Raw genomic sequence first — 23,998 nt, forward strand, 5'->3', positions numbered from 1 at the left:
CGGCGCCGAGCGGCATACCAGCGGGTAACCTGATCCTGTGAGCACTGGGACCCCCGACTTCGACCTCTTCCGGATCTCCGAGGACCACGAGGCGCTGCGTGAGGCGGTGCGCGCGGTCGCGGAGGACAAGATCGCGCCGTACGCGGCCGCCGTGGACGAGGAGGCCCGCTACCCGCAGGAGGCGCACGACGCCCTCGTGGCGTCCGACTTCTTCGCCCCGCACATCGCCGAGGAGTACGGCGGCGTCGGCGCGGACGCGCTCGCGACGTGCATCGTCATCGAGGAGGTGGCCCGCGTCGACGCGTCGGCCTCCCTGATCCCCGCGGTCAACAAGCTCGGCACCATGCCGCTGATCCTCGCGGCGAGCGAGGACGTGAAGAAGCGCTACCTCACACCCGTCGCGGCGGGGGAGTCGACGTTCTCCTACGGGCTGTCCGAGCGGGAGGCCGGTTCCGACACCGCCGCCATGCGGACCCGCGCGCGGCGCGACGGCGACGACTGGGTGCTGAACGGACAGAAGTCCTGGATCACCAACGCCGGCGTCTCCGACTACTACACGGTGCTCGCCGTGACCGACCCGGAGGGCCGCCGCGGCGCCAACGTCAGCGCCTTCGTCGTCGAGAAGTCCGACGCCGGCTTCACGTTCGGCGAGAAGGAGCGCAAGCTCGGCATCAAGGGCAGCCCCACCCGCGAGCTGCACTTCGACAACGTGCGCATCCCCGGCGACCGCATCGTCGGTGCCGAGGGCGAGGGACTCAAGATCGCCCTGCGCACCCTCGACCACACCCGCGTCACCATCGGCGCCCAGGCCGTCGGCATCGCCCAGGGCGCGCTCGACCACGCGGTCGCGTACGTCAAGGAGCGCAAGCAGTTCGGCAAGCACATCGCCGAGTTCCAGGGCATCCAGTTCATGCTCGCCGACATGGCCATGACCGTCGAGGCCGCCCGGCAGATGGTGTACGTCGCGGCCGCCAAGTCCGAGCGCGGCGACAAGGACCTGCCGTTCTTCGGCGCCGCCGCCAAGTGCTACGCCTCGGACGTCGCCATGCAGGTGACCACCGACGCCGTGCAGCTGCTCGGCGGCGCGGGCTACGTCCGCGACTTCCCGCTCGAGCGGATGATGCGCGACGCCAAGATCACCCAGATCTACGAGGGCACCAACCAGGTCCAGCGCGTCGTGATGGCCCGCCAGCTGCTCGGATAGGCAGCGAAACCGGCGCCCTGCACGCAGAGACCACTGACCGGGTTCAGCCGGGCGGCTGCGGGTCGTACCGGGGCGGCACGACCCGGCGGTACTGTCGACGGGTGCTGCACGGCCGTGAGCCCGAACGCGCGCGTCTTGCCGCCCTGGTGGACCAAGCACGCGCTGGCACCGGCGCCGTCGTGGTCCTGGTCGGAGAGCCCGGGGTCGGCAAGAGCGCCCTGTTGCACGACCTGACCACCGAAGGAGACCGCTCCGGTGGAGCTGGGGACGTCCGGGTCCTGCGCACTGCTGGCGTCGAGTCCGAGTCACCGCTGCCGTACGCGGCGCTGTACCGCCTGCTGCGTCCCGTCGTGAGCTTCGACCACCTGCCCGGCCCTCAGGCGAGGGCGTTGCGGGTCGCGTTCGGCCTGGAGGACGGACCTGCTGTGGAGCCGTTCCTCGTCGGGGTCGCCACCCTGTCCGTCCTGACGGACGCAGCAGAACCCGGTCACCCGCTGCTGGTGGTGGTCGACGATGCGCACTGGCTCGACTCGGCGTCCGCGGACGCGTTGTTGTTCGCCGCCCGTCAGCTGGTCGCGGACCCGGTGGCCATGGTGTTCGCCGCGCGCACCGGCGACACGGCAGGACGGGAGTTCGCCGCGGCCGGACTGCCGGTCCTGCAGGTCGACGGGTTGGATGACACGGCCGCCCGGCAGCTCCTCGACCAGCGTGCCGGAGAGCCCGTGTCGGGCGAGGTCGCCGAGCGCCTGGTCCGCGAGACCGGCGGGAACCCGCTCGCGCTGCTCGAGCTGCCTACCGGGCTCAGCAGCGAACAGCTGCAGGGAATGGCGCCGTTGCCGCCGCGGCTCGCGTTGACCGCAGGGGTGGAACGCGCGTTCCTCGACCGGTGTCGACGCCTGGCCCCCCGGGTGCAGACCCTGGTGCTGGTGGCGGCTGCCGATGCGACCGGACGGGTCGGCACCGTCCGGGAGGCGGCCGCCGCCCTCGGTGCCGACGCGGCCTCGTGGGATGACGCGGAGCGAGCCGGCCTGCTCTCGGTCACCGGGGACGTCGTGGCTGTCCGGCACCCGCTGGTTCGGTCGGCGGTGTACCAGGCCGCGACCAGCTTCGAACAGCGCCAGGTGCACCGCGCCCTAGCGGAGGCAGTCGGCGCCGATGACCCGGACCGGGCCACCTGGCACCGCGCCGCGGCAGCCGACGGACCCGACGCCGACGTGGCCGGCGCCCTTGCCGACGTGGCCGTCCGGGCCGAGCAGCGCGGTGGCCACCGAGCCGCAGCGGACGCGTTCGAGCGCTCGGCCGCCCTGACCGCAGACGAAGCGGACCGAGCGACCCGCCTGTTCGGCGCCGGGCGCACCGCATGGGCAGCCGGGCAGGCGGTCCGTGCCCGCGCCCTGGCGTCCTCCGCCCGCGAGCTCGCGGTCGACCCGTCGCAGCGAGCCGACGTCGACCGTCTCCGCGCCCGCATCGAGGTCAACGTCGGGTCCGCTGTCGACGCCCACCGCATCTTCACCGTCGCCGCGCGCACCGTTGCCGACCACGACACCGGGCGCGCCCTGGAGATGGCCTGCGCGGCCGCCCTGAACCGCACCTACGGCGCCGACAGCGGAGCCACCCTGGGTGCGGACGTGCTCACGCGGCTGCTGGCTCCGACCGAGCAGGACTCACCACGGACCACCTGCCTGCGGCTGCTGCTCAGGACCCTCACCGCGTCCGGGGACCAGGACTGGGGTCGGACCACTCCCGCCCTCGAGCAGGCCCTCGACGCCGGGCGGGAGGTGGAGGACCTGGACGTGATGGGCAACCTCGGCAACACCGCCCTGCACCTGGGCCATGACGGAGGAGCTCGCTTCTACTACTCGGCCATGGAGGCCGCCGCGCGCGAGGCGGGCGCCGGCATGGTCGTCATCTACGCCCTCGAACGAATCATGTTCGCCCAGCTCCCCACCGGCTCATGGACCCTGGTGGCAAGCTCTGCCGATGAAGCGCTCACGTTGGCGCGCAGCGTCGGCCAATGGCCGTTGACAGCCGCGCCGCTGGCCTGCCTGGCCCTGCTTGCGTCCCTGACCGGCGGCAAGGACTACGACCAGCACGTCGCTGACCTCGAGGACGTCGTCGCCCAGCACCCGTTGGGCATCATGACCGGCCCCGCACAGGACGTCAGCCGATGGGCCAAGGCAGCCCGCGCGACCGCGCACGGCGATGCTGCAGCAGCGCTGCACCACCTCTCGGGACTGAAGGTCCCTGCCCTGCACCGGCTCGCCACGGTCGACCGCCTCGAAGCCGCCGTACGGGCGGGCGACACCCCCCGAGCCCGCGCCTGGGTCGAGGAGCTCGCCCCTTTCGCCGAGGGAACCGGCCTCCCGTGGGCCCTCGGCGCCGTCCACCTCGGTCACGCCCTGACCGCGGTGGACCCGGCCGAAGCCACAGTGGCGTTCGAGCGGGCGGTCGGCCACTACCGCAACGCCGGACGACCCTACGACCTCGCACGGACCCAGCTCGCGTATGGGGAGTTCCTGCGTCGCAGCAACCACCGGGTCGACGCACGCACCCACCTGCGGCCGGCACTGGAGACCTTCACCGAGCTCGGCGCCAGCCCGCTGGTGGAGCGCGCCACCCAGGAGCTGCGCGCCTCCGGCGAGACCGCCCGCAAACGGGACCCGTCCACGCTGCTGGACCTGACCCCGATGGAGCTCAAGGTCGCCCAGCTGGTCAGCACCGGCCTGTCGAACAAGGACGTCGCCGCCCAGTGCTGGGTGTCACCGCGCACGGTGGCGTTCCACCTGCGCAACGTCTTCACCAAGGTCGGCGTCAGCTCCCGCACCGAGCTCGCCCTGCTCGACCTCAGCTGACCCTTCGCTGCAGCCCACGGCACCAGGCTCCTGCCGCACCCCGGCCATTTGACCGGCGCGAGCTGCGCGCGCTCGGACGACGGTGGTCATCGCCCCACCAACAGCCGGACCCGGTGGTGGGCCGCCAACCGAGACCGTCCAAGGAGTTGTCATGCACGCCAAGCCCACCGCTGAAGCGCTCGCGGTCCACACCGCGACCACCCAGCCCGCTCCGCACACCCCCACCAGCACCACCCGCCACCGTCACGCACCCGCACCTGCCCACCACGGCGTCGAAGCGCAGGGGCCGCGCAGGTCCTGGGTCGTCCTGGCCCTCGCCCTCGCCGCGCAGATCCTCGTCGTCCTGGACATCTCCGTCGTCAACACGGCACTGCCGACCATCGGGCGCGACCTGCACCTGGACGGGTCCGACATGCAGTGGGTGGTCACCGCCTACCTGATGATGTCCGGCGGGGGACTGCTGTTCGGCGGTCGCATCGCCGACCTGCTGTCCCGCAAGTGGGTGTTCCTGACCGGTCTGACCGTGTTCACCATCGCATCCATCGTCAGCGGATTCGCCGGCAGCGCAGGCGAGCTCATCGCCGCGCGCGCCGGACAGGGCCTCGCCGCAGCGCTGACGACCCCGGCCGCGCTGTCGATCATCATGACCACGTACTCCGGCGCGCAGCGCCGCCTGGCCCTGACCCTGTGGGGTGCTGTCGGGTCCCTCGGCGTCGCCGCCGGCGTCCTGCTCGGCGGAGCCCTCACCACCTGGGCCGGATGGGAGACCATCTTCTTCATCAACGCCCCGATCGGCGCCGTCGCCCTGGTCGCCGGGCTCAAGGTCATCCCGGCCGCCACCACCCCTGCCGTCACCCTCAAGCAGTTCGACGTCGTCGGTGCCGCAGCCGTCATCGGCAGCCTCGCCACCCTCGTCTACGGACTCGGAGCCACCGAGCAGCACGGCTGGCTCTCCGCCCGCGTGCTGGCCGCGTTCGCCGCCTCAGCGGTCCTCGCCGTGGCGTTCACGGTGCGGGAGGGCAGGGCCACCAACCCGCTCGTCCCGCCGCACACGTGGAAGGTCAAGTCCCTCGTGTCCGGCACCACCGTCATGCTCGGCGTCAGCGGCATCCTGGTCGGGACCGTGTTCCTCGCGTCCATCTTCGTCCAGACCGTCATCGGGTACTCCGCCATCCAGGCAGGCGTGGCGTTCGTCCCGTTCGCCCTGGCGATCACCGCCGGTACCGTCGTCGCCAGGCACGCCATGGCCCACGGCACCCCGCGGGTCATCGCCGCTGTCGGCCTGGTCATCGTGGCCGCAGGAGCGCTCCTGCTCTCCCAGGCGTCCGCCGGGTCCGCCTTCGCCACCGGCGTCCTGCCCGGGCTGGCCGTCATCGGCCTGGGCGTCGGCATGGTCTTCGCCCCCGTGTCCGTCACCGCCATGGCCGGCATCCCTGCGCAGCACGCCGGGATGGCGTCGGGGTTCCTCATGACCGGGCACGAAGTCGGTGCCGCCCTCGGTGTGGCCGTCCTGTCCGCAGTCGCCAGCACCGCCGGCAGCCTGGCCAGCGCCACCGGCGTCGTCGACGGCTTCGACCGCGGGTTCCTCGCCGCCGCCGGCATCGCCGTCCTCCTGGCCGTGTTCGCCTACCTGCGGATGCCCAGCCAGCGCGTCGAAGGCGGCGCCGGGATGCACATGCACCACTGAGCCGACCAGCAGCGCAGCACACTCGAGCGCGGACCCCCCCGGGTCCGCGCTCGAGCTACTTGCTGAGCTGGGTGTGGTGACGAACCGCTGACACCACATCCATGATGGCTTGGCTGCTCTGCGCCCCGTCAGGCTGCTTGGCCACCAGGTCCTCATGGGCCGCACCGACGACGGTGCGGTGCGCACTGTTCGTCGACAGGGCTGCCAGGCGGTCCTGCCTGGCAGCCCAGTCCGGGGCGCTTCCCTTGCCTGCTGTCACGACCACCAGTGGCTTGGCCCCGAAGTCGGTCAGATCCCCCGCCTGCTCCATCGCCCGGTTCGACTGGACGTACTCGTCGATCGTGCTCTTGACCGTGTTCGCCTTCGCGATGCTCGCGCGGACCTCGTCGCGCGACCTCGGCGGAAGGGTGCCCGCCTCCACGTGCGAGTACAACCGGCTGAACCCGACCTCCCCGAGCGTGGCGACCATCGCCGACAGGTGACTCATCACGTCGTACGACCCCGACCTCGTCACCTTCGTCAGGTTCGTCGCCGGCTTGGGTGCGGTGGAGTCGAGCAGCACCATCCCGACGACCTCGTCGGGGTACCGGGCGGCGAACGCCAACGTGTACAGGCCACCGAAGGAGTGACCGGCCACCACGTAGGGCCCGGCGACGTGCGCCCGCGCCAGCAACGTGTGCAGGTCGGTCACCAGGGCAGCACCGTCCTGCGGTGCATCCGCCGGGTCGCTCCACCCGCGCCCGGCCCGGTCGTACACGCACACCCTGGTCTGCTTGGCGACAGCCGGCGATATCCACCCGGTGTTCGAGGAGAACTCACCAGCACCGGGCTGCAGCAGCACGGTCGGCGTGCCGGATCCTGTGCAGCGCAGGTGCAGGCTGCGCCCGCCGACATCGACCAGCTGGCCGGGCATCGGGAACGCCTTCGCATCCGCCCACGCACCCACTGCCTGGTACACACCACCCAGCGACGTCAGCGCCAGCAGCACCAGCAGCGGCAGCACCAGCAACGCCCGGCTCCGACTGTGCAGGTGCCGACGCGTCTGCCTCCACGCAAAGAGGACCAACGCCAGCAGGACCGGTGGCCACACCCACGCCAGTGCACCCGTCACCGACCCGCCGAACGCCAGCAGCAGCACACCCCCAGCCCCCATGAACGCAGCAAACGCCCACGCCCACCGCTGCGGCTGGTCCGTGATCCGGGTGGACAGGCCCGCCAACAACGCCCACCCGAGCGCGTACCCGCACAGCAGCGCCCCCGTGACACGAGGAACCTCGGTCGTGACGAACGTAGCCACGGCCAGGAGCAGCGCGGCCAGCCAGCCGGCAGCCAACGACCCGACCACCACCAGCCACACCCGGTCGCGATCACCCGGACTCGAACCCGAAGTGATCCCGTCCCTGCGACGAGGAGCGCGATGCGATGCGGTCGAGGTAGTCGCCATGCCGGACTCGATTCCATGCACTGCTGGCGTCGCGCGAGTACGGCCACCCGTACTTGGGGCACGTGCCGTCACCCCACGGTAGGCGTCGCCGCCCAGCGCCTGAAACCCCCCATGGTGACCACTTCCACGGCAGGTCCTGGGCGAGCAGACGCAGGGGAGGTCAGCCGCCCGAGGGCTTGCCGTCGGTGCCGGGCGGCGGGGACTCCAGCGGCTTGTCCTCGCGCAGGTCGGTGAACAGCGCCTTGGCGCGGGCGGTGTCCCACTTGACCGAGCTGCCGGCGTTGGTCTGGTAGTTCAGGTCCTGGATCGGGACGACCAGGCTCAGCCCCTTGTCCTGCGACACCGCCCGCATCGCGAGCAGCACCCGGCTGGCGTCACGCATGGAGGTGTCCTCGCCGACGATGAGCCCCTTGGCGGACGCGTGGCTGAACGACCAGTACCGCGTCGGGACCAGCACCGTCGAGGGGGTGAGGGCCTTCTTCATGATGGCCGAGAGGAACTGGCGCTGGCGCTCTGCACGGCCGATGTCGCCGCGCGGGTCGGAGTAGCGGGCGCGGACGTAGCCCAGGGCGTTCCTGCCGTCGAGGACCTGGCAGCCCTTCTGCAGGTTGATGCCGGCCTTCTTGTCGTTCATGTGGAACGGCACGCAGATGTTCACGCCACCCACGCTGTCGACGACGGAGGCGAAACCGGCGAAGCCGATCTCGACGTAGCCGTCGATGTGCAGGTCGGTGACCTGCTCGACGGTCTCGACCAGCAGGTTGGGGCCGCCGAAGGAGAACGCGGCGTTGATCTTGTTGCTGCCCTTGCCCGGGATCGGCACGTAGCTGTCGCGGGGGAGCGACACCAGCGACGGCTTGCCGCCGCTCTGGGGCACGTGCACGAGGATGATCGAGTCGGTGCGCCGGCCGGCCGCATTGCCGGTGGCGTACTCCTTCTTCTGGGCAGCGGTCAGGCCCTCGCGGCTGTCGGAGCCGACCAGGAGGTAGTTGTAGCCCTTGCTCTGGGCGGGGCGGGTGCCGCCGGGGGTGGTGTCGACCTTGGTGACGGTCTTCCACGCGTGCCACGGGGTGTAGGCCATGAACGCCAGCCAGGCGACGAGCAGCAGCACCAGGACGCGGACGACGGGGAAGCGACGACGGCGCGGTGCGTGAGTCCCCTCCCGCGTGGAGCCGGACCCGGTGGCAGCGCCCCCGCCCGCGGCGCCGGCAGCGACGCCCCCCGTACCGGCTGCGGCGCGGTCGCGCTTGCGGCCGCGGACGTCGACGACGTAGACGTCATCGGGGTCGTCGGACCGCGGGGCGGTCCTGACGCCCTCGCCGCGCTGGGGGATGGGGCGTGCGTCGTCGGGCCCGGGGTGGCGTCCACTCATCCGGCCAGTGTCCGCTGTGACGGGGACGCGTGGCAAAACGCCACGACGGGCCGATGGCGACGAGCTGGCCCTTCCAGACGGCCGGCCCGACACGCCTGAGCAGTGCCTGAGGACGACACTCGGACAATCCCACACGTCACAGGAATCCCACGGGCCCCGCCCCATACTGGTCGACCATGAGCAGCACCCACGTCGCGCCCCGCGAGGACGCCGAGGCCGGCGTGTACGTGTCCGGCCGCCCGGACCGCAGCCTGGCCGACTCCGAGGTGCTCGCACCCCGGATGCGCCGCCGACGGGCGTTCACCCTGGTGCTGCTGACCCTCCTCGTCCCCGGCAGCGCGCAGCTGGTGGCAGGCCACCGGCAGCTCGGCCGGGTCGGCATCCGCGCCTGGCTCGGTGTGGTCGGCCTCGTCGTCGTGCTGGGCCTGCTCCTCCTCACCGACCGGTCGCTCGCGATCAGCGTCATCGGCCGGGCCTGGGTGCTCTCGTGCCTGGAGCTCCTCCTCATCGGTTTCGCGGCGCTGTGGGCGGTCCTGTTCGTCGACGCGTGGCGACTGGGTCGCCCCGGCAGCCTGCTCATCCGCGCCCGCCGCGTGCTCACGGCCGTGACCGCCGCGCTGCTCGTGGTCACCTCCGGCAGCCTCGTGTACGCCGCGAGCAGCGTGGGCGCCGGGCGCCAGGCCCTGGGCTCGCTGTTCTCCGACGCCGCCGCGGCCGGTGCGGTCAACGGCCGCTACAACGTGCTGCTGCTCGGTGCCGACACCGGCAAGGACCGCGTCGGCACGCGGCCCGACAGCATCCAGGTCGTGAGCATCGACGCGAAGACCGGTGCCCCGGTGACCTTCGGGTTCTCCCGCGACACCGAGAACATCGACTTCCGTCCCGGCTCCACCATGGCCCGGCTGATGCCCGAGGGCTGGAACTGCGGCGACCAGTGCCTGCTCAACGGCCTGTACACGTGGGGCCATGACCATGCCAAGCTCTTCCCGCCCGGCACCGCGGACCCGGGGCTCGTCGCCACCCGTGAGGCGGTCGAGGCGCTGAGCGGCCTGAAGATCCAGTACTACGTCATGGTCGACCTCAGCGGGTTCAAGCAGATGGTCGACGCCGTGGGCGGCCTCGACGTCACGGTGCGCTACCGCACGCCGATCGGCGGTGGCACCTCGCCGATCGTCGGCTGGATCGAGCCCGGACGCCAGCACCTCGACGGCTGGCACGCCCTCTGGTACGCCCGCTCACGCCAGGGCTCGACCAACTACGAGCGCATGGCGCGCCAGCGCTGCGTGCTCACGGCGATGGCCGGCCAGCTCGACCCCCAGACGGTCCTGCTGCGCTTCCAGAAGATCGCCTCAGCGAGCTCGGGCCTGATCCGCACCGACCTGCCGCAGTCCGAGCTCGGCCGGTTCGCCGACCTGGCGATGAAGGCCCGCTCGCAGAAGATCCGCAGCGTCAACTTCGTGCCGCCGCTGGTCAAGCCGTGGGCCTACGACCCGGCCGTCATCACCTCGACCGTCAGCCGGACCATCGCCGCGTCCGAGAAGGCGGCGAAGAAGCACACCGCGACGAGCAAGGCGGCTGCGCCGGCGGCCGCGAGGCCGAAGCCGTCCAAGGCCCCCTCGGCGCCCAAGGCGCAGCCCGGGACGGCCGTGCAGGACCCCGCCAAGGCAGCGGGCAACGCGGCGGAGGACGACCTGTCCTCCGTATGCTCTGCAACCTCATGACGAGCACGCCCCCCACCGACGCCCCCCGCCCTGCCGCCGACGCCGCTCCCCGCGTCGGGGTGGTCATGCCGATCCTCAACGAGGAGCGGCACCTGGTGGAGGCGGTCGACGCCGTCCTCGGCCAGGACTACGACGGACCGCTGCACCTCGTCCTCGCGCTCGGCCCGAGCCATGACCGCACCGACGCGCTCGCCGCCGAGCTGGCCGCGCGCGACGCGCGGGTCCGCACCGTGCACAACCCCTCGGGCCGCACGCCCGAGGCGCTGAACGCCGCCATCGCCGCCCTGGACCCGGACGTCGAGGTCGTCGTGCGCGTGGACGGCCACGGGGTGCTCGACCGCGACTACGTGGGCACGGCGGTCGACCTGCTCGCCGAGACCGGGGCGGCCAACGTCGGCGGGCTCATGGACGCCGAGGGTGTCACCTCGTTCGAGCGCGCGGTCGCCGCCGCCATGACCTCGCGGCTCGGGGTGGGCTCCGCCCGTTTCCACACCGGCGGTGAGCCCGGCCCCGCGGACACCGTCTACCTCGGCGTGTTCCGCAGCGAGTGGCTGCGCCGCACCGGCGGCTACGACCCGCGGTTCGTCCGCGCGCAGGACTGGGAGCTCAACCACCGCATCCGCGAGGCCGGCGGCTTGGTCTGGTTCTCGCCACGGTTGCGCGTCGCCTACCGCCCCCGCCCCACCCTGGCCGCGCTCGCGCGCCAGTACCGCGACTACGGCCGCTGGCGTCGCGTCGTCGCCCGGACGCACTCCGGCACCATCAACGCGCGGTACCTCGCGCCGCCGGCGGCGCTCGCCGGCGTCGTGGTCGGGCTGGTCGGCGGGTTCGTGTGGTGGCCGCTGTGGCTGGTGCCCGGCGTCTACCTCGCCGCGACGACGGTCGGTGGCCTCACCGTCCGCGACGACCGGCTGAAGGGCAGCGACCGGCTGTGGCTGCCCGTGGTGCTGCCCACCATGCACCTCAGCTGGGGCTGGGGCTTCCTCACCAGCCGCGTGCGCATCGAGGAGCCTGCGGCCTGAGCCGCCACGTCGGGCACCCGGTCCCACACCCAATACGATTGCGGGACCCCACGGAAAGGTTCCATTCCCCATGCCCTCGCTGAGTGTCGTCGTTCCCATCTACAACGTGAGCGACTACCTCGTTGCATGCCTGGAGTCCCTGCGTGCCCAGACCCTCGGCGACCTCGAGGTGATCCTCGTCGACGACGGCAGCACCGACGGCTCGGGGGAGCTGGCCGACGAGTTCGCCGCGGACAAGCCGCACTGGCAGGTGCTGCACGTCGAGAACGGCGGCCTCGGCCGGGCCCGCAACATCGGCATGGACCACTCGACGTCCGAGTTCATCGCCTTCGTCGACTCCGACGACCTCGTGCCCCGTGACGCCTACGAGCTGATGCTGCACGCCGTGAGCGAGAGCGGCTCGGACATGGTGGTCGGCGGCGTGCTGCGCTTCGACGGCGCCAAGACCTTCAACTCGCCGCTGCACCGCCGCGCCATCAAGCGCAACCAGATGCGCACGCACATCCGCAGGACGCCGTCGCTCGTCTACGACACCACGGCCTGGAACAAGGTCTACCGCCGGTCGTTCCTCGCCGAGCACAAGCTGCGCTTCCCCGAGGGCGTCTACTACGAGGACATCCCGCTGACGGTGCCGGCCCACTTCCTGGCCACCTCGGTCGACGTCCTCGCCGACCCCGTCTACCTGTGGCGTGAGCGGCAGACCGCGGTGCAGTCGATCACCCAGCGCCGCGCCGAGAGCAAGAACCTCGTCGACCGGATGGCGGCCGTCACCTCGGTCGACGACTTCCTCACCGGCCGCGGTGACACCGAGGGCAAGAAGATCCACGACGACAAGGTCCTCAAGGTCGACATCCCGCTGTTCATCGGGGTGCTCCACGAGGGCGACGACCTGTTCCAGCGGCAGGTCATCGAGCTCGTCGGCGACTACCTGCGCCGGGTGTCACCCAAGATGATCGCGAAGCTGCCGCCGGTGCGCCGGCTCGAGTACCACCTGATCTCGCGGGGGATGCTGCCCGAGCTCCTCGAGCTGCAGGAGTACTACCGGGTGCCGGCCAACCGCGGGAACTTCGTCCGGTCGGGCCTGCGCCTCTACGCCGACCTGCCCTTCCGCACCGACACCACCAAGGGGATCCCCGCGTCGGTCTACGAGGTCACCCGCTCCCAGCCGCTGCGCACCGGGGTGCGCGACGTGCGCTGGGACGGCAACGCGCTCGTCGTGGAGGGCCACGCGTTCATCCACCGGGTCGCCGACGCCACGCCGGTGTCGTCGGTGCGACGGTTCCAGCTGCGCCGGGTCGGCGCCAAGGAGCGGCAGCAGGTCCGGGCCCGGCGGGTGCGCCGCCTCGACCTCACCGCCCGCACGACCGGCACGGCGGTGTCCTACGACGCGGCCGGCTTCCGCGCGCAGGTCCGCACGTCCCAGCTCCTGCTGCAGCCGGGGGAGGAGCGGGCCGGCTTCGAGCTGCTCGCCCAGGTCGCGGCGCCGTCGGCACGTCGCGGCTCCAGCGTCGGCAACCCCGAGCTCGGCTCGGGGCGGCACCCGCGGCGGAGGCTCATCGCGCCGGACCAGCTCGCCGTCCCCGGGTACGAGGGCCGCCAGCTCGTGGTCAACGTCCACCGCGTCGGGGCCCTGCTCGAGTCGGTCGAGGTGGAGGGTGACGGGCTGCGCTTCACGCTGCGCCGCACCACCGGGCAGTGGGAGCCCACCGACCTGTTCCTGCGTCGCACCGACTCCCTGCAGGGCCTGCGCGTCCCGCTGGAGGTCGACGGGCGCACCGCGACCGCCCACGTGGGCGCCGGCGACGTGGAGGTCCGCGCGGAGTCCTTCGCCACCCGCGAGTGGGTCGTCGCGCTGTTGCCGTCGGGTGCGGACGAGGACGCCGACCCGCGGCCGCTGCACCTGGCGCCCGACACCGAGGACCTGTTCCTCACCCTCCGCGAGCGCTCGCTCGAGGTTCGGGAGGGCGTCGACGGCGGCGCCCGCATCCTCGACACCCGGCCGGGCCCGGTGCTGACGTCCTTCGACTGGCGCCCCGACGGCCTGCGGCTCGAGGGCATCACCGGTGGGGCCCCGGTCGAGTCACTGTCGCTGTCGACGAGCAGCGGTGCGGCGCACCAGATTCCGGTCACCGTCGACGGCGTCGACTGGCAGGCCACCATCCCGGCGAGGGGGGCGCCGGGCGAGGCCGTCCTGCGCTGGCTGCAGGGTGGGCGCTGGCTCGTCACCGTCACCACCGGCGACGAGGGGCAGCGCGACCGCGGGGTGCGCGTCTCCAGCACGGCCGAGGCGCACCTGGCCGAGCAGGGCGAGGTCGACGGGATGACCTACCTGCTGCGCTCCTCCGCCGCACACGAGCTGCAGCTCGTGGTCGACGCGTCCGGCGACTTCCGTGACCGGGGCGCGCTGCACCGCGAGCGCAACCGCAAGTACGTCTACCGCGTGCAGCGCCGCCTGCCGCTCAAGGACAGCATCTTCTTCGAGGCGTGGAAGGGCCGGCAGTTCTCCGACAGCCCGCGGGCCGTCTTCGAGGAGCTCCAGCGCCGCGGCGACCCCCGCGAGTGCATCTGGGCGATCCAGGACCACTCGGTCGAGGTGCCCGACGGCGTGGCCCGGGTCGTGGTCGGCAGCCGTGACTACTACCGCGAGCTGGCGCGGGCGCGCTGGGTCGTGAGCAACGACTCGATGCCCACCCACTACGTCAAGCGCGAGGGCAGCCGCTACGCCCAGACGTGGCACGGCACGCCGCTCAAGAAGATCGGGTTCGACATCGACACGATCCAGATGTCCAACAAGAAGTACCTGACGCAGTTCGCCCGCGACGTGGCCAAGTGGGACGCGCTGGTCTCGCCCAACCACTTCTCCACCGAGATCCTCGGCCGTGCCTTCGGCTACGAGGGCGAGGTGCTCGAGATCGGCTACCCCCGCAACGACGTCTTCCACCAGCCCGAGGAGGCCAGGAGGCAGGCCGAGGCGGCGCGTGCCCGGCTGGGGCTGCCCGAGGGCAAGCGGGTCATCCTGTACGCCCCGACGTGGCGCGACAACGACTACGACGCCCGGGGTCGCTACCAGTTCACGATGAAGCTGGACCTCGAGCGCATGTACCGCGCGTTCGGCGACGACAGCGTCCTGCTCATCCGCGGGCACCAGCTCGTCAGCTCGGGCATCGACGCGGCGATGTTCGGCGGCTTCGTCCGCAACGTCTCGAGCTACCCCGACATCCGCGACCTCTACCTGCTGGCCGACGTGCTCGTCACCGACTACTCCTCGGTGATGTTCGACTTCGTCAACACAGGCCGCCCGATCCTGTTCTTCACCTGGGACCTCGAGGACTACCGCGACAACCTGCGCGGCTTCTACTTCGACTTCGAGGCCGAGGCGCCCGGTCCGCTGCTCACCGAGTCCAGCGGGGTGCTCGACGCGCTCACCCGCCTCGACGAGGTGCAGGAGGAGTACGCGGAGCGCTACGAGGCGTTCCGGACCCGGTTCACGGGGCTGGAGGACGGCAAGGCCTCCGCCCGGTTCGTCGAGCGGTTCCTGTGAGCACCGCCGGACCGGTGCCGGCCGCACCGACGGCGTCGCCCACCCCGACGGCGACTCCTTGGGTGGCGGGTGCGGGGAGCCCACGCCCCGAGGACTCTCGGGAGGGCACCGTACCGACACGGGCCGCGCACCTGTCCGGCTGGCTCGAGCGGCTCACGGTGGGGCTGCTCGTCGTGGTCGTCGTGGGCTTCGGCGTCTGGACGCTGGCCTACCAGGTGGCGCTCGTCGTGGGGCTGCCCGCGACCCCCACCCTGCTGGTCGCGTTGGTCGTCGCGGCGGCGGCCTCGTGGCTGGTGCTCCCGGCCGCGGTGGGCGGCGGGACGGGGGAGCGCCCCAGCCGGGCGGCCACCGGGCAGGCCCTGGCCGCCCTGGCGCTCGGCGTCGTGTGCGCGTGGCTCGGCGGGGCGGGCAACCAGCGCGGCTACATGATGGTGCTGCTGGTGCTCGCCGGTGCCGCCTGGGTGGTCCTCACCCTGCGGCGCCGTCGCACGAGCCGGACCGTCCGCACCCCTGCTGGCCCGTCTGCCGCGACCTCTCGTCCCTCCACGCCGGTGGTCGACCCGGCTCGGGGCGCCCTGTGGCTGACGGCCTGGGCCTGGGCGCTCGTGTGCGCCGTCGTGGCCATGCGCTACGCCCGTCCCGACGGTGACGACGCCTACTTCGTCAACCTGTCGCAGTGGGTCGCTGACCGGGGCACGTTCCCGCTCAAGGACACCATGCTCGGCGACCAGGTGTTCCCGATGCTGAGCTCGCACAGCCCGCCGATCCACTCCTTCGAAGGCCTGCTCGGGGCGCTGGGCCACGTGACCGGGCTGTCGGCCGGCGTCGTGACCTACCTCGTCGCGACCCCGCTGCTCACCGCGCTCTGCGTGCTGGCGCTGGCCTGGCTGGTGTCGCTCAGCCGGATCCGCTTCGCCCCTGTCGCCCTGTCGGCGGCCGTGCTCTTCCTGCTCGCCTCGGGTGAGGCGGGGGCCGCGCAGGGCAACTTCTTCGCCCTGCGGATGTGGCAGGGCAAGGCGGCCCTGGCCTCCCTCTTCCTGCCGCTGCTCGTCGCCGTGGCCCTGGCCTACGTCGCCCGTGGTGGCCGTCGTCGCCAGCTGGTGCTGGCCCTGGCCGTGGTCTGCACCATCGGGGCCAGCAACACGGCCGTCTTCCTCGTCCCGGTGCTCGTGGCCGGGGTGGCGCTGGCCGCCTGGCTGCACGTGGGGGCCCGGCGCGCGCTCGGCGTGGCCGTGACGCTGGCCTACCCCCTGGCGTGCGGCGTCGCCGTCAAGCTCGTCGCGCCGCGGGCGTCCGTGGCGCCGGACCCCGAGGCCGCGGCGACCTGGGTGCTGCCGCCGCTGCAGGGCGTGATCGGCCAGCACGGCTTCTTCGTCGTGAGCATCGTCGCCGTCGCCGCGGGCTGGGCGGGCCTGCGGTCGGCCGCCGCCCGTGCCGTGCTCGTCTGCGTCGTCCTCGCGACCGCCGTGGCCATGCTGCCCCCCGTGACCGACGCCCTGGTGGCCGCCGCGAGTCTGCGGGCCGTCGTCTGGCGCATGTGGTGGGTCGTCCCCGTCCCGCTGCTCGTCGCCGGCCTTGTCGGTGCCGTGGCAGAGCTCGTCCACCGCCGCCTGCCGAAGGTGGTGGTGCCGCTCGCGGCGCTCGCCGCAGCCGCGGCGGTCGTGGTCATCCCCTTCTACGGGGGGCGGTGGATCTGGTCCCCAGTCAACCTGGCATACCCGGTCTCGCCCATGGCATGGAAGGTTCCGCCGCACGCGGAGGCGGAGGCCAAGGCCGCGCTGCGCGTCTCACGCGACGGTGACACCGTCCTCGCGCCGTGGGACGCCTCCCGCGTGCTCGCCGCGCTGTCGGTCGACGTGCACCCCGTGTCGGCCCGCGCCATCTACCTCAACGCCTACGTCGGCACGCCGTCTGCGCACGCCCGCGAGCGGATCGCCCTGCAGAAGTTCGCCGATTCGCGCACCCCACCAGTGGCGACCCTGCGGCACCTCGTCGACGTGCTGAGCGTCGACACCGCCTGTGTGTCGAAGGAGCGCGTCAACGCGGTCACCGCCCTGGAGCAGGTCGGCTTCAACGTGGCGGTCGGGGAAGGGCGGCTCGTGTGCCTGCGCCGGTGAGCCACGAGGGCACCGTCCTCCTGACCGTGGTCGTGGCCGTGTACGACGTGGAGCCCTACCTCCGGGAGTGCCTCGACTCCGTGGCCCGGTGCGTGCCCGAGGGCACCGAGGTCGTGCTCGTGGACGACGGCTCCCACGACCGCAGCGGCGAGATCTGCGATGCCGCCGCGCAGGGGCGTCCCACCTGGCGGGTCGTGCACCAGCCCAACGCCGGGCTGGGTGCTGCCCGCAACACCGGGCTCGACCTGGCCACCGGCGAGTTCGTCGGGTTCGTCGACAGCGACGACATCCTGCTCCCCGCCTACGCCACCCTCGTACGGCGCGCCGCCGAGGACGGCACCGACATCGCCACCGGTGCGGTGCTGCGCACCGACGGCCGCACGGACCGCCCGTCGGGCCTGCACGACCAGGCCCTGCAGGGCGTCGGCGCGGTCGGGGTGCTGGTCGAGGACCCCTCGCTGCTCTACGACACCACCGCCTGGAACAAGGTCTACCGGCGCTCGTTCCTCCGCGAGCACGGGCTGCGGTTCCCCGAGGGCGTCCTCTACGAGGACCTGCCCCTGACCGTCCCGGCGCTGCACCTCGCGGGGCGCGTGTCCGTCGTCCACGAGCCGGTCTACCGCTGGCGGGCACGCGAGGGCGACGCCTCGATCACGCAGCGACGCCACGAGCTCACCAACCTCACCGACCGGTTCGCCGCGGTGAGCGCGGTCGACCGCTTCCTGGAGCAGCAGCGCCTCGACGACCTGCGGGTGCACCACGACATCAAGGTGCTGCGCCTGGACCTGCCGCTCTACACCTCCGCCCTCCCCGAGGCCGACGAGGAGTACCGCGCCGCCTACCTCAGGTTCTTCCGCCACCTCGTGGACGGTCTCCCCGCCGAGCGTCGCGCCGCGCTTCCGCCGACGCTGCGGCTCTACGTCGAGCTCGCGGACGCCGGCCGGATGGACGACCTGGTCCGCGTGGTCCGGGCCCGCCGCGGGCCGCGGGCGTGGGCGCGCGACGACCGGGGCCGACTCGCCCGGGTCCGCGACAACGTGGGCTCGTTCAGGGTCGAGCGGGGACTGGGGCTGTCCAGCGACCGACTGCTCGCCCGCCGGCTCCTGACGAGCACGGCGAAGATCCTGCTGCCGGGCGGGGTGCGGCGACCGGCGGCGGGCCGTGCACGGGGAGCCGGCTGACCGGAGCGCACCCCCGTGTGGCGTACCCTCGGTCGGCGGGTCCGACGCGAGAAGATGGCCGACGGCAGCACCTCGACCACCCGCCGACCTCGACAGGCTAAGGACGTATGGACATCATCTCCCGGACGCGGGCCATCGCGGCCAAGCGGGGCGTGCTGTGGACGCTCATCGTGCGGGACCTGCGGGTCAGGTACTCCCGCAGCGTGCTCGGCTACGTGTGGACGGTCCTCGACCCGCTGCTGATGTCGCTCATCTACTTCGTCGTCTTCGTCTACATCTTCAAGAGGGGCGACGTCGGCCACAAGCCGTACTTCCTCTTCCTCGTCATCGGCCTGCTGTCGTGGCAGTGGTTCTCGGGCTCGCTCACGGACACCTCGCGAGCGCTGATCCAGGAGGCCAAGCTCGTCCGCTCGACCAACCTCCCCCGCGAGATGTGGGTGCTGCGCGTGGTGCTGTCCAAGGGGATCGAGTACCTCCTGTCGCTGCCCGTGCTGCTCGCCTTCACGGCGATCTACTTCTTCAAGAACGACACCCACCTCAACTGGATGCTGGTGCTGTTCCCCCTGGCGATCGTCGTGCAGGCGGTGGCGCTCGCCGGGCTCGGGCTGCTGCTCGCCCCCGTCACGGCGCTGGTCACCGACATGCAGCGCGTGATCCGGATCGTCCTGCGCATGCTCTTCTACGCCACCCCCGTCATCTACGCCGGCCGCGTCGTGCCGCACCCCTACGACAAGGTCACGTGGCTCAACCCCATGACCGGTGTGCTCGAGATGATGCGGGCCGGCTTCTTCTCCCACGAGGGCAAGCAGGCGGTGGTCTGGGGGTCGATCATCGCGTCCGTCGTCATCTCGGTCCTGCTGCTGCTCGTCGGCTCCGTCGTCTTCTCCCGGCTCGAGCGCCCCGTCCTCAAGGAGATCTGATGGCCGACCCCGTGATCTCCGTCCAGGACCTCGGCATCGAGTTCTTCCGCTCGCGCCGACGACGCATGCAGCTGCGCGAGATGCTCTTCCACGGCCGCAGCGGTGCACCCAAGGAGACCTTCTGGGCGCTGCGCGACGTCAGCTTCGACATCCAGCCCGGCGAGGCCGTCGGCCTGGTCGGGGGCAACGGCGGTGGCAAGAGCACGCTGCTCAAGATGATCGCCGGCGTCCTGCTGCCCGACGAGGGCTCGGTCACGGTCAACGGCGGGGTCGCCCCGCTCATCGAGCTCACCGGCGGGTTCGTCGGCGAGCTGTCCGCCCGCGACAACATCTACCTCACGGCCGGCCTGCACGGGCTGCCCAAGGCCGCCATCGAGGAGCGCTTCGACGACATCGTCGACTTCGCGGGCCCCGAGGTGCGCGCGGGGCTCGACACGCCGTACCGGCACTTCTCCTCCGGCATGAAGGTCCGCCTCGGGTTCGCCGTCGTGACCACGCTCGACGAGCCGATCGTGCTCGTCGACGAGGTCCTCGCGGTGGGCGACCGGGCGTTCCGTGAGAAGTGCTACCAGCGGATGGAGTCGCTGCTCGCCGACGGCCGCACGCTGTTCCTCGTGTCGCACTCGGAGAAGGACCTGCGCCGGTTCAGCACCCGTGGGCTCTACCTCAAGCGCGGCCGGCTCATGATGGACGCCCCCATGGACGACGTCCTCGAGCGCTACAACCACGACCTGGACTCCGGCGCGTGACCGCGAGCGCCGGGTCCCTCGTGGGCGACGACGCCGCCCGCAGGGTCCACGGGTTCTCCAAGGGGGCCGACGTCGTCCTCCTCGGGACGCCGGGGCCGACGCCCGGGTCGGCCATGGAGGCCAGCCTCCCCGACGTCGAGACCAGCCTGGCCGAGCTCGGCCTGCCCGCCCCGCTGGCCCGCCTCGCCGGGGCGCCCACGGACCAGCTGACCTGGCTGGCTGAGGCGCTCGAGCGCGGCGACGCCGTCCCGCTCGTGGTCGCCGCCCCTGACCTGCACATCTCCCACGTCGCCCTGCTCGACCTGCTCGACCGACCCGGGGTCCGCACCGCGGCGCTGGTCGCCGACCCCCACGCGCTCGCCGAGGGCGACGAGCTCGCCGGACGGGCGAGGGTGGGGCGCGACGGCAAGCAGCTCGAGTCGGTGGGCACCGCGCACCACACCGTCACCCGCCCCGACCGGGCGCTGCCCGGTGTCCTGCGCGTCGCCCCGCAGGACCGTGCCGGGGCCGCCCGCGCCCTGCGCGCCGCCGCGCCGCTCGCCGACACCTCCTGGGGCGAGGACGGCGTCGCCGCCGCGACCCTGGTCCTCGTCCGCGCGGGCCTGGTGGTGCAGGCCAGCGCCCTCGGGCCGTTCGACTGGAGCCGCGGGGGAGTGCGCGCCGAGGGCGCCGCCGGTGGCCCGTGGCGGCAGCGGCTGCGGGGCGCCTCCCGTGGGGGCGACGGCTTCTTCTCCACGTACGCCGTGCGGCCGGTCTCCCGGCGGATCACCGGCTTCGGGCTCGCGCACGGGTGGTCGCCCAACGTCGTGACCATGGTGTCGCTGGGCCTCGGCGTCCTCGCCGCGCTGTTCGTCGCCACGGGCGCCTGGTGGGCGTGGGTCGTCGCGGCCGTCGTGCTGCTGGTCGCCCTGGCCGTCGACTGCGTCGACGGGGAGATCGCCCGCTTCACCCGCCGCTTCAGCCCGCTCGGCGCCTTCCTCGACGCGGTGGGCGACCGGGTCAAGGAGTACGCCGTGCTGGCCGCGGTCGCCTCGGTCGCCGTCCGCGAGGGCGCCCCCGGGTGGCCGGTCGCCCTCGCCGCGATGACCGCGGTGACGGTGCGCCACCTCGAGGACTACGCCTACGAGGCGCGGCTGCGCCCCTCGCGCCTGAGCCGTCCGGACCTCCTGCCGGCCGACGCGCCGTACGACCGCGGACCGCAGGACGCCCGCACGACCTTCGGGCCCCCGCCGAGCCGACGGGCGCAGGCGGTGCACTGGACCAAGAAGGTCGTGCACATGCCCATCGCCGAGCGCTACCTGCTCATCTCGCTCACCTTGCTGACGCGCCGCCCGATGCTCGTGCTGTGGGCGCTGTTCGTCGCCGTGGTCGTCGCGGTGCTGTGGACCCAGGGTGGACGGGTCGCGGCGGTGCTGCTGCGCCGTGACCCGACGTGGTCCGCCGTGGTGCCGGCGACGACGCGCGGCGAGCTCGACGAGCAGCTCGACCTCGGGCCGCTGGCCCGGCTGGTCGGCCGCCTCTCCGGACGCGCGGCCCGGCCCCCGTTCGTCCTCGGGCTCGCCGGGGCCGCCGTGCTGGTGGTCGTGGTGTCCCTGCTGCTCTGGACGGACCACACGGGCACGGCCCTGGTGGCCGCCGCTGTCGGGAGCGCCCTCGTCGCCGTGGGCTGGCAGCCGCCGGTGCACGACCGCCTGGGGTGGCAGGCCCCGGCCGCGCTGTGGGTCGCCGAGGCGCTGGCCGTCGGCCTGCTCGTCCACCACACGCTCGGCGCGCAGACGGCCGCCGGCTTCGCCTACGTCGCCGCCGTCGCCTACCACCGCTACGACGTCGTCTACCGGCTGCGCGACACCGGTACGGCGCCGGCCGCCTGGCTCGCGACCGCCGGACTCGGCACCGAGGGTCGGATCCTCGGCCTGCTGCTGCTCGCGACGTTCGCACCCTCCGCCGTGGTCCCGGTCCTCTGGGTGGCCGCGGTGCTGCTGGCCGTCCTCTACCTTGCGGAGTCGGCCACCGGCTGGCGGCGCTGGATCGCGGCGCAGGGAGACCCGATGCCGACAGGAGCCGGCGCATGAGCGTCACCCACGACCCCAGCGACAACCACCCGACGCTGGCCGAGCTGCGCGCGGTGGCCCAGCCGCCCGAGCACATCGCCCGCTACAACGCCGAGCACTGGGCGGGCGCCCTCTACATCCGGCACCTGTCGGTCCACGCGACGAAGGCCATGCTCCCCACGGGCATCAGCCCCAACGGCGTCACCTGGCTGATGATCGCGGTCGGGGTGCTCGGCGCGTTCGCCCTGCCGCTGCCCGGCCTCGTCGGCCCGGTGCTGTGCGTGGTCGCCATGCAGCTGCAGATCCTGCTCGACTGCAGCGACGGGGAGGTGGCGCGCTGGCGGCAACGGTTCTCCCCGGCCGGCATCTACCTCGACCGGATCGGCCACTACGCGACCGAGGCCGCCATCCCCGCCGCCCTGGGCCTGCGCGCCGACGGCTGGTCGCTCGCGCACCCGCTCGAGGTCGGCGGCTGGACCGTGCTCGGTCTGCTCGTCGCCGTGGTGGTGCTCATGAACAAGGCGTTCACCGACCTGGTCCACGTGGCCCGCGCCAAGACCGGCCGGCCCATGCTCGAGGACGTCGCAGCCACCACCCGGTCGCGGGTGTCGAGACTGGCCGCGGTGCGCCGCGCCCTCGGCTACCTGCCCGTCTTCCGTGCGTTCGTCGCCGTGGAGGCCTCGCTGCTGGCCCTGGCCGCGGGCGTCGTCGACGTCGTGCGCGGCGACCTGCTCGGCACCCAGGTGCTCGTCGTCGTGATGGTGCCCCTGGCCGTCATCACCGCCGGTGGGCACCTTCTCGGGGTCCTCACCAGCTCCCGGCTGGACTGACCCGTGACCCCTCCTGGCCCGGCGAGCGGCCATGAGACCGGCCATGAGACCGGCCCGGCCACGCGCGTGCTGCAGTGGGCGCAGGAGCACGGCGAGGTCGGCGGGGTCCACGCCAGCCACCGCCAGCTCACCGCCGCCCTGCGCGCTGAGGGGTGCGACGTCCGCTACGTCGACACCGGGGACCCCGGCCGGGCGGTGCGCGCCGCGCCGGCCCTCTGGCGGCGCCGGACGCTGCACCTGTTCCACATCACCCGGCTGTGGCGGGCCATGCTGCTCGCCCCCGTCTTCGCCCTGGTCCCCGGACGGACGGTGCTGGTGCTGCACTCCGGCTCGACGGCCGGCCAGGTCCGCCGGATGGGGGGCCCCGCTGCCGGGGCCCTGCGGCTGGCGCTGCACGCCTACGACGAGGTCTGGGCGGTCAACGACGAGATCAGGTCCGTGCTGCCCGCGGGGCTGCGCGGGCGCGTCCGGGTCGTGACCCCCTATGTCCCCGTACCGCGTACGGCGCCCGCCCCTGCACGCGCCCCGCACGCGCTGTCCGTGGCCACGAACGCCGGGCTGGCCCACTACCACGCCGACCTCGCCGTCGACGCGGTCCGCCTGCTGCGCGCCGGGGCCTGGCCGGACGCCACGCTGCGCGTCCTCGCCTACGGTCACGACGGTGCGGAGCTGGCCGCCCTGCGGTCCTCGGTGGCGGGGGAGGAGTGGGTGGACGTCACGTTCGACGCCTCACCGCAGGAGGTCCGTGACGTGCTGGCGTCGAGTGCGGTCTTCCTGCGCCCCACGGCCTGGGACGGCGACTCGGTCATCGTCCGCGAGGCGCTGGCCGAGGGAGCCCGCGTGGTCGCGGGCGACACCTCGCCGCGACCGCTGGGGGTGGAGCTCAGCGCGCTGTCCGCCGCGGACCTCGCCGCCGCCGTCAGCGAGGGCGGCCGGCGCAGCGACGGCAGCGGGCTGGCCGAGCGCTCGATGCTCGACGCCGCCCGGGCCGCGCTGGACGCGGTGGTGGCCAGGGCGTAGGCCTCGGGTCCGGCCGAGGGGCGGACTGCGGGGCGGACGGAGGGGCAGACCGAGGGGCGGACCCGCACTCGCGAGGCGTGCGGTCGGGCGGGTGACCGGGCGGTAGCCTCTGCGGGACGCCGCGTGACCCACCGCGCGGCCCGCGTCGCGGCCGGCACACCGCCGACCGGCACCCGAGGAGTCCCGTTGAGCAGTCGCACCGTCATCACCTTCGGCACGTTCGACGTGCTCCACGTCGGCCACATCCGCGTGCTCAAGCGGGCTGCCGAGCTCGGGGACCGGCTGGN

Annotated in this window: 16 protein-coding genes; 14 read left to right on the forward strand and 2 right to left on the reverse strand. The window is 72.9% G+C overall.

The window, feature by feature from the left end; genetic code table 11:
• Positions 1-37: 37 nt before the first annotated feature.
• From ASG70_RS03895 to ASG70_RS03905, 3 genes are all read left to right on the forward strand, one after another.
• Positions 38-1,204, forward strand: coding sequence for an acyl-CoA dehydrogenase family protein (locus ASG70_RS03895; protein WP_056882522.1), 1,167 nt, complete (start codon positions 38-40; stop codon positions 1,202-1,204).
• Positions 1,205-1,305: 101 nt separating this feature from the next.
• Entirely contained in the window at positions 1,306-4,056 is a 2,751-nt protein-coding gene (locus ASG70_RS03900; RefSeq protein ID WP_056882523.1) for a helix-turn-helix transcriptional regulator, read from the forward strand.
• 151 nt (positions 4,057-4,207) lie between these two features.
• A complete protein-coding gene (locus tag ASG70_RS03905; RefSeq protein ID WP_056882524.1) occupies positions 4,208-5,743 on the forward strand; it encodes an MFS transporter in 1,536 nt (511 codons plus the stop codon).
• Between the two features lie 55 nt (positions 5,744-5,798).
• Here the strand turns inward: ASG70_RS03905 and ASG70_RS03910 are convergent, their stop codons facing one another.
• Together ASG70_RS03910 and ASG70_RS03915 are read right to left on the reverse strand one after the other, a co-directional pair.
• Complete coding sequence (locus tag ASG70_RS03910; RefSeq protein WP_200949177.1) at positions 5,799-7,091, reverse strand: alpha/beta hydrolase; 1,293 nt, start codon at positions 7,089-7,091, stop codon at positions 5,799-5,801.
• 256 nt (positions 7,092-7,347) lie between these two features.
• A complete protein-coding gene (locus tag ASG70_RS03915) occupies positions 7,348-8,559 on the reverse strand; it encodes an LCP family protein (RefSeq protein ID WP_082590063.1) in 1,212 nt (403 codons plus the stop codon).
• A 176-nt stretch (positions 8,560-8,735) separates the two neighbouring features.
• Here ASG70_RS03915 and ASG70_RS03920 point away from each other — a divergent pair, with 176 nt between their 5' ends.
• The 11 genes from ASG70_RS03920 to ASG70_RS20185 all read left to right on the forward strand — a co-directional run.
• Positions 8,736-10,280, forward strand: a complete 1,545-nt coding sequence (locus tag ASG70_RS03920; RefSeq protein WP_056882525.1) for an LCP family protein — start codon at positions 8,736-8,738, stop codon at positions 10,278-10,280.
• A complete protein-coding gene (locus tag ASG70_RS03925; RefSeq protein ID WP_056882736.1) occupies positions 10,277-11,302 on the forward strand; it encodes a glycosyltransferase family 2 protein in 1,026 nt (341 codons plus the stop codon). The genes ASG70_RS03920 and ASG70_RS03925 overlap by 4 nt, the downstream gene beginning before the upstream one ends.
• Before the next feature lie 70 nt (positions 11,303-11,372).
• On the forward strand, positions 11,373-14,843 hold the full coding sequence (locus ASG70_RS03930; protein WP_056882526.1) for a bifunctional glycosyltransferase family 2 protein/CDP-glycerol:glycerophosphate glycerophosphotransferase: 3,471 nt from the start codon (positions 11,373-11,375) through the stop codon (positions 14,841-14,843).
• The gene (locus ASG70_RS19475) at positions 14,840-16,960 is read left to right on the forward strand and encodes a DUF6077 domain-containing protein (protein WP_056882527.1); all 2,121 of its coding nucleotides are present in this window, start codon (positions 14,840-14,842) and stop codon (positions 16,958-16,960) included. The genes ASG70_RS03930 and ASG70_RS19475 overlap by 4 nt, the downstream gene beginning before the upstream one ends.
• The gene (locus ASG70_RS19140) at positions 16,945-18,141 is read left to right on the forward strand and encodes a glycosyltransferase (RefSeq protein WP_056882528.1); all 1,197 of its coding nucleotides are present in this window, start codon (positions 16,945-16,947) and stop codon (positions 18,139-18,141) included. The genes ASG70_RS19475 and ASG70_RS19140 overlap by 16 nt, the downstream gene beginning before the upstream one ends.
• A gap of 107 nt (positions 18,142-18,248) precedes the next feature.
• Positions 18,249-19,061 carry an ABC transporter permease gene (locus ASG70_RS03945; RefSeq protein WP_056882529.1) on the forward strand — a complete coding sequence of 271 codons (813 nt, stop codon included), beginning with the start codon at positions 18,249-18,251 and terminating at the stop codon, positions 19,059-19,061.
• Positions 19,061-19,810 (forward strand): ABC transporter ATP-binding protein, encoded by a 750-nt coding sequence (locus tag ASG70_RS03950; protein ID WP_056882530.1) that lies wholly within the window; start codon positions 19,061-19,063, stop codon positions 19,808-19,810. The genes ASG70_RS03945 and ASG70_RS03950 overlap by 1 nt, the downstream gene beginning before the upstream one ends.
• Positions 19,807-21,882, forward strand: coding sequence for a DUF5941 domain-containing protein (locus ASG70_RS03955; protein WP_056882531.1), 2,076 nt, complete (start codon positions 19,807-19,809; stop codon positions 21,880-21,882). The genes ASG70_RS03950 and ASG70_RS03955 overlap by 4 nt, the downstream gene beginning before the upstream one ends.
• Positions 21,879-22,691, forward strand: coding sequence for a CDP-alcohol phosphatidyltransferase family protein (locus tag ASG70_RS03960; protein WP_056882532.1), 813 nt, complete (start codon positions 21,879-21,881; stop codon positions 22,689-22,691). The genes ASG70_RS03955 and ASG70_RS03960 overlap by 4 nt, the downstream gene beginning before the upstream one ends.
• A 3-nt stretch (positions 22,692-22,694) precedes the next feature.
• A complete protein-coding gene (locus tag ASG70_RS03965) occupies positions 22,695-23,711 on the forward strand; it encodes a hypothetical protein (RefSeq protein WP_156399804.1) in 1,017 nt (338 codons plus the stop codon).
• A 123-nt stretch (positions 23,712-23,834) separates the two neighbouring features.
• Positions 23,835-23,997 (forward strand): adenylyltransferase/cytidyltransferase family protein (locus tag ASG70_RS20185; RefSeq protein ID WP_255353790.1); only part of this gene is annotated, 163 nt, incomplete at its 3' end.
• Position 23,998: the final 1 nt, after the last annotated feature.

Origin of the sequence: Phycicoccus sp. Soil748, assembly GCF_001428025.1 — a bacterium.
In the GTDB taxonomy this organism is placed as follows: Bacteria; Actinomycetota; Actinomycetes; order Actinomycetales; family Dermatophilaceae; genus Pedococcus.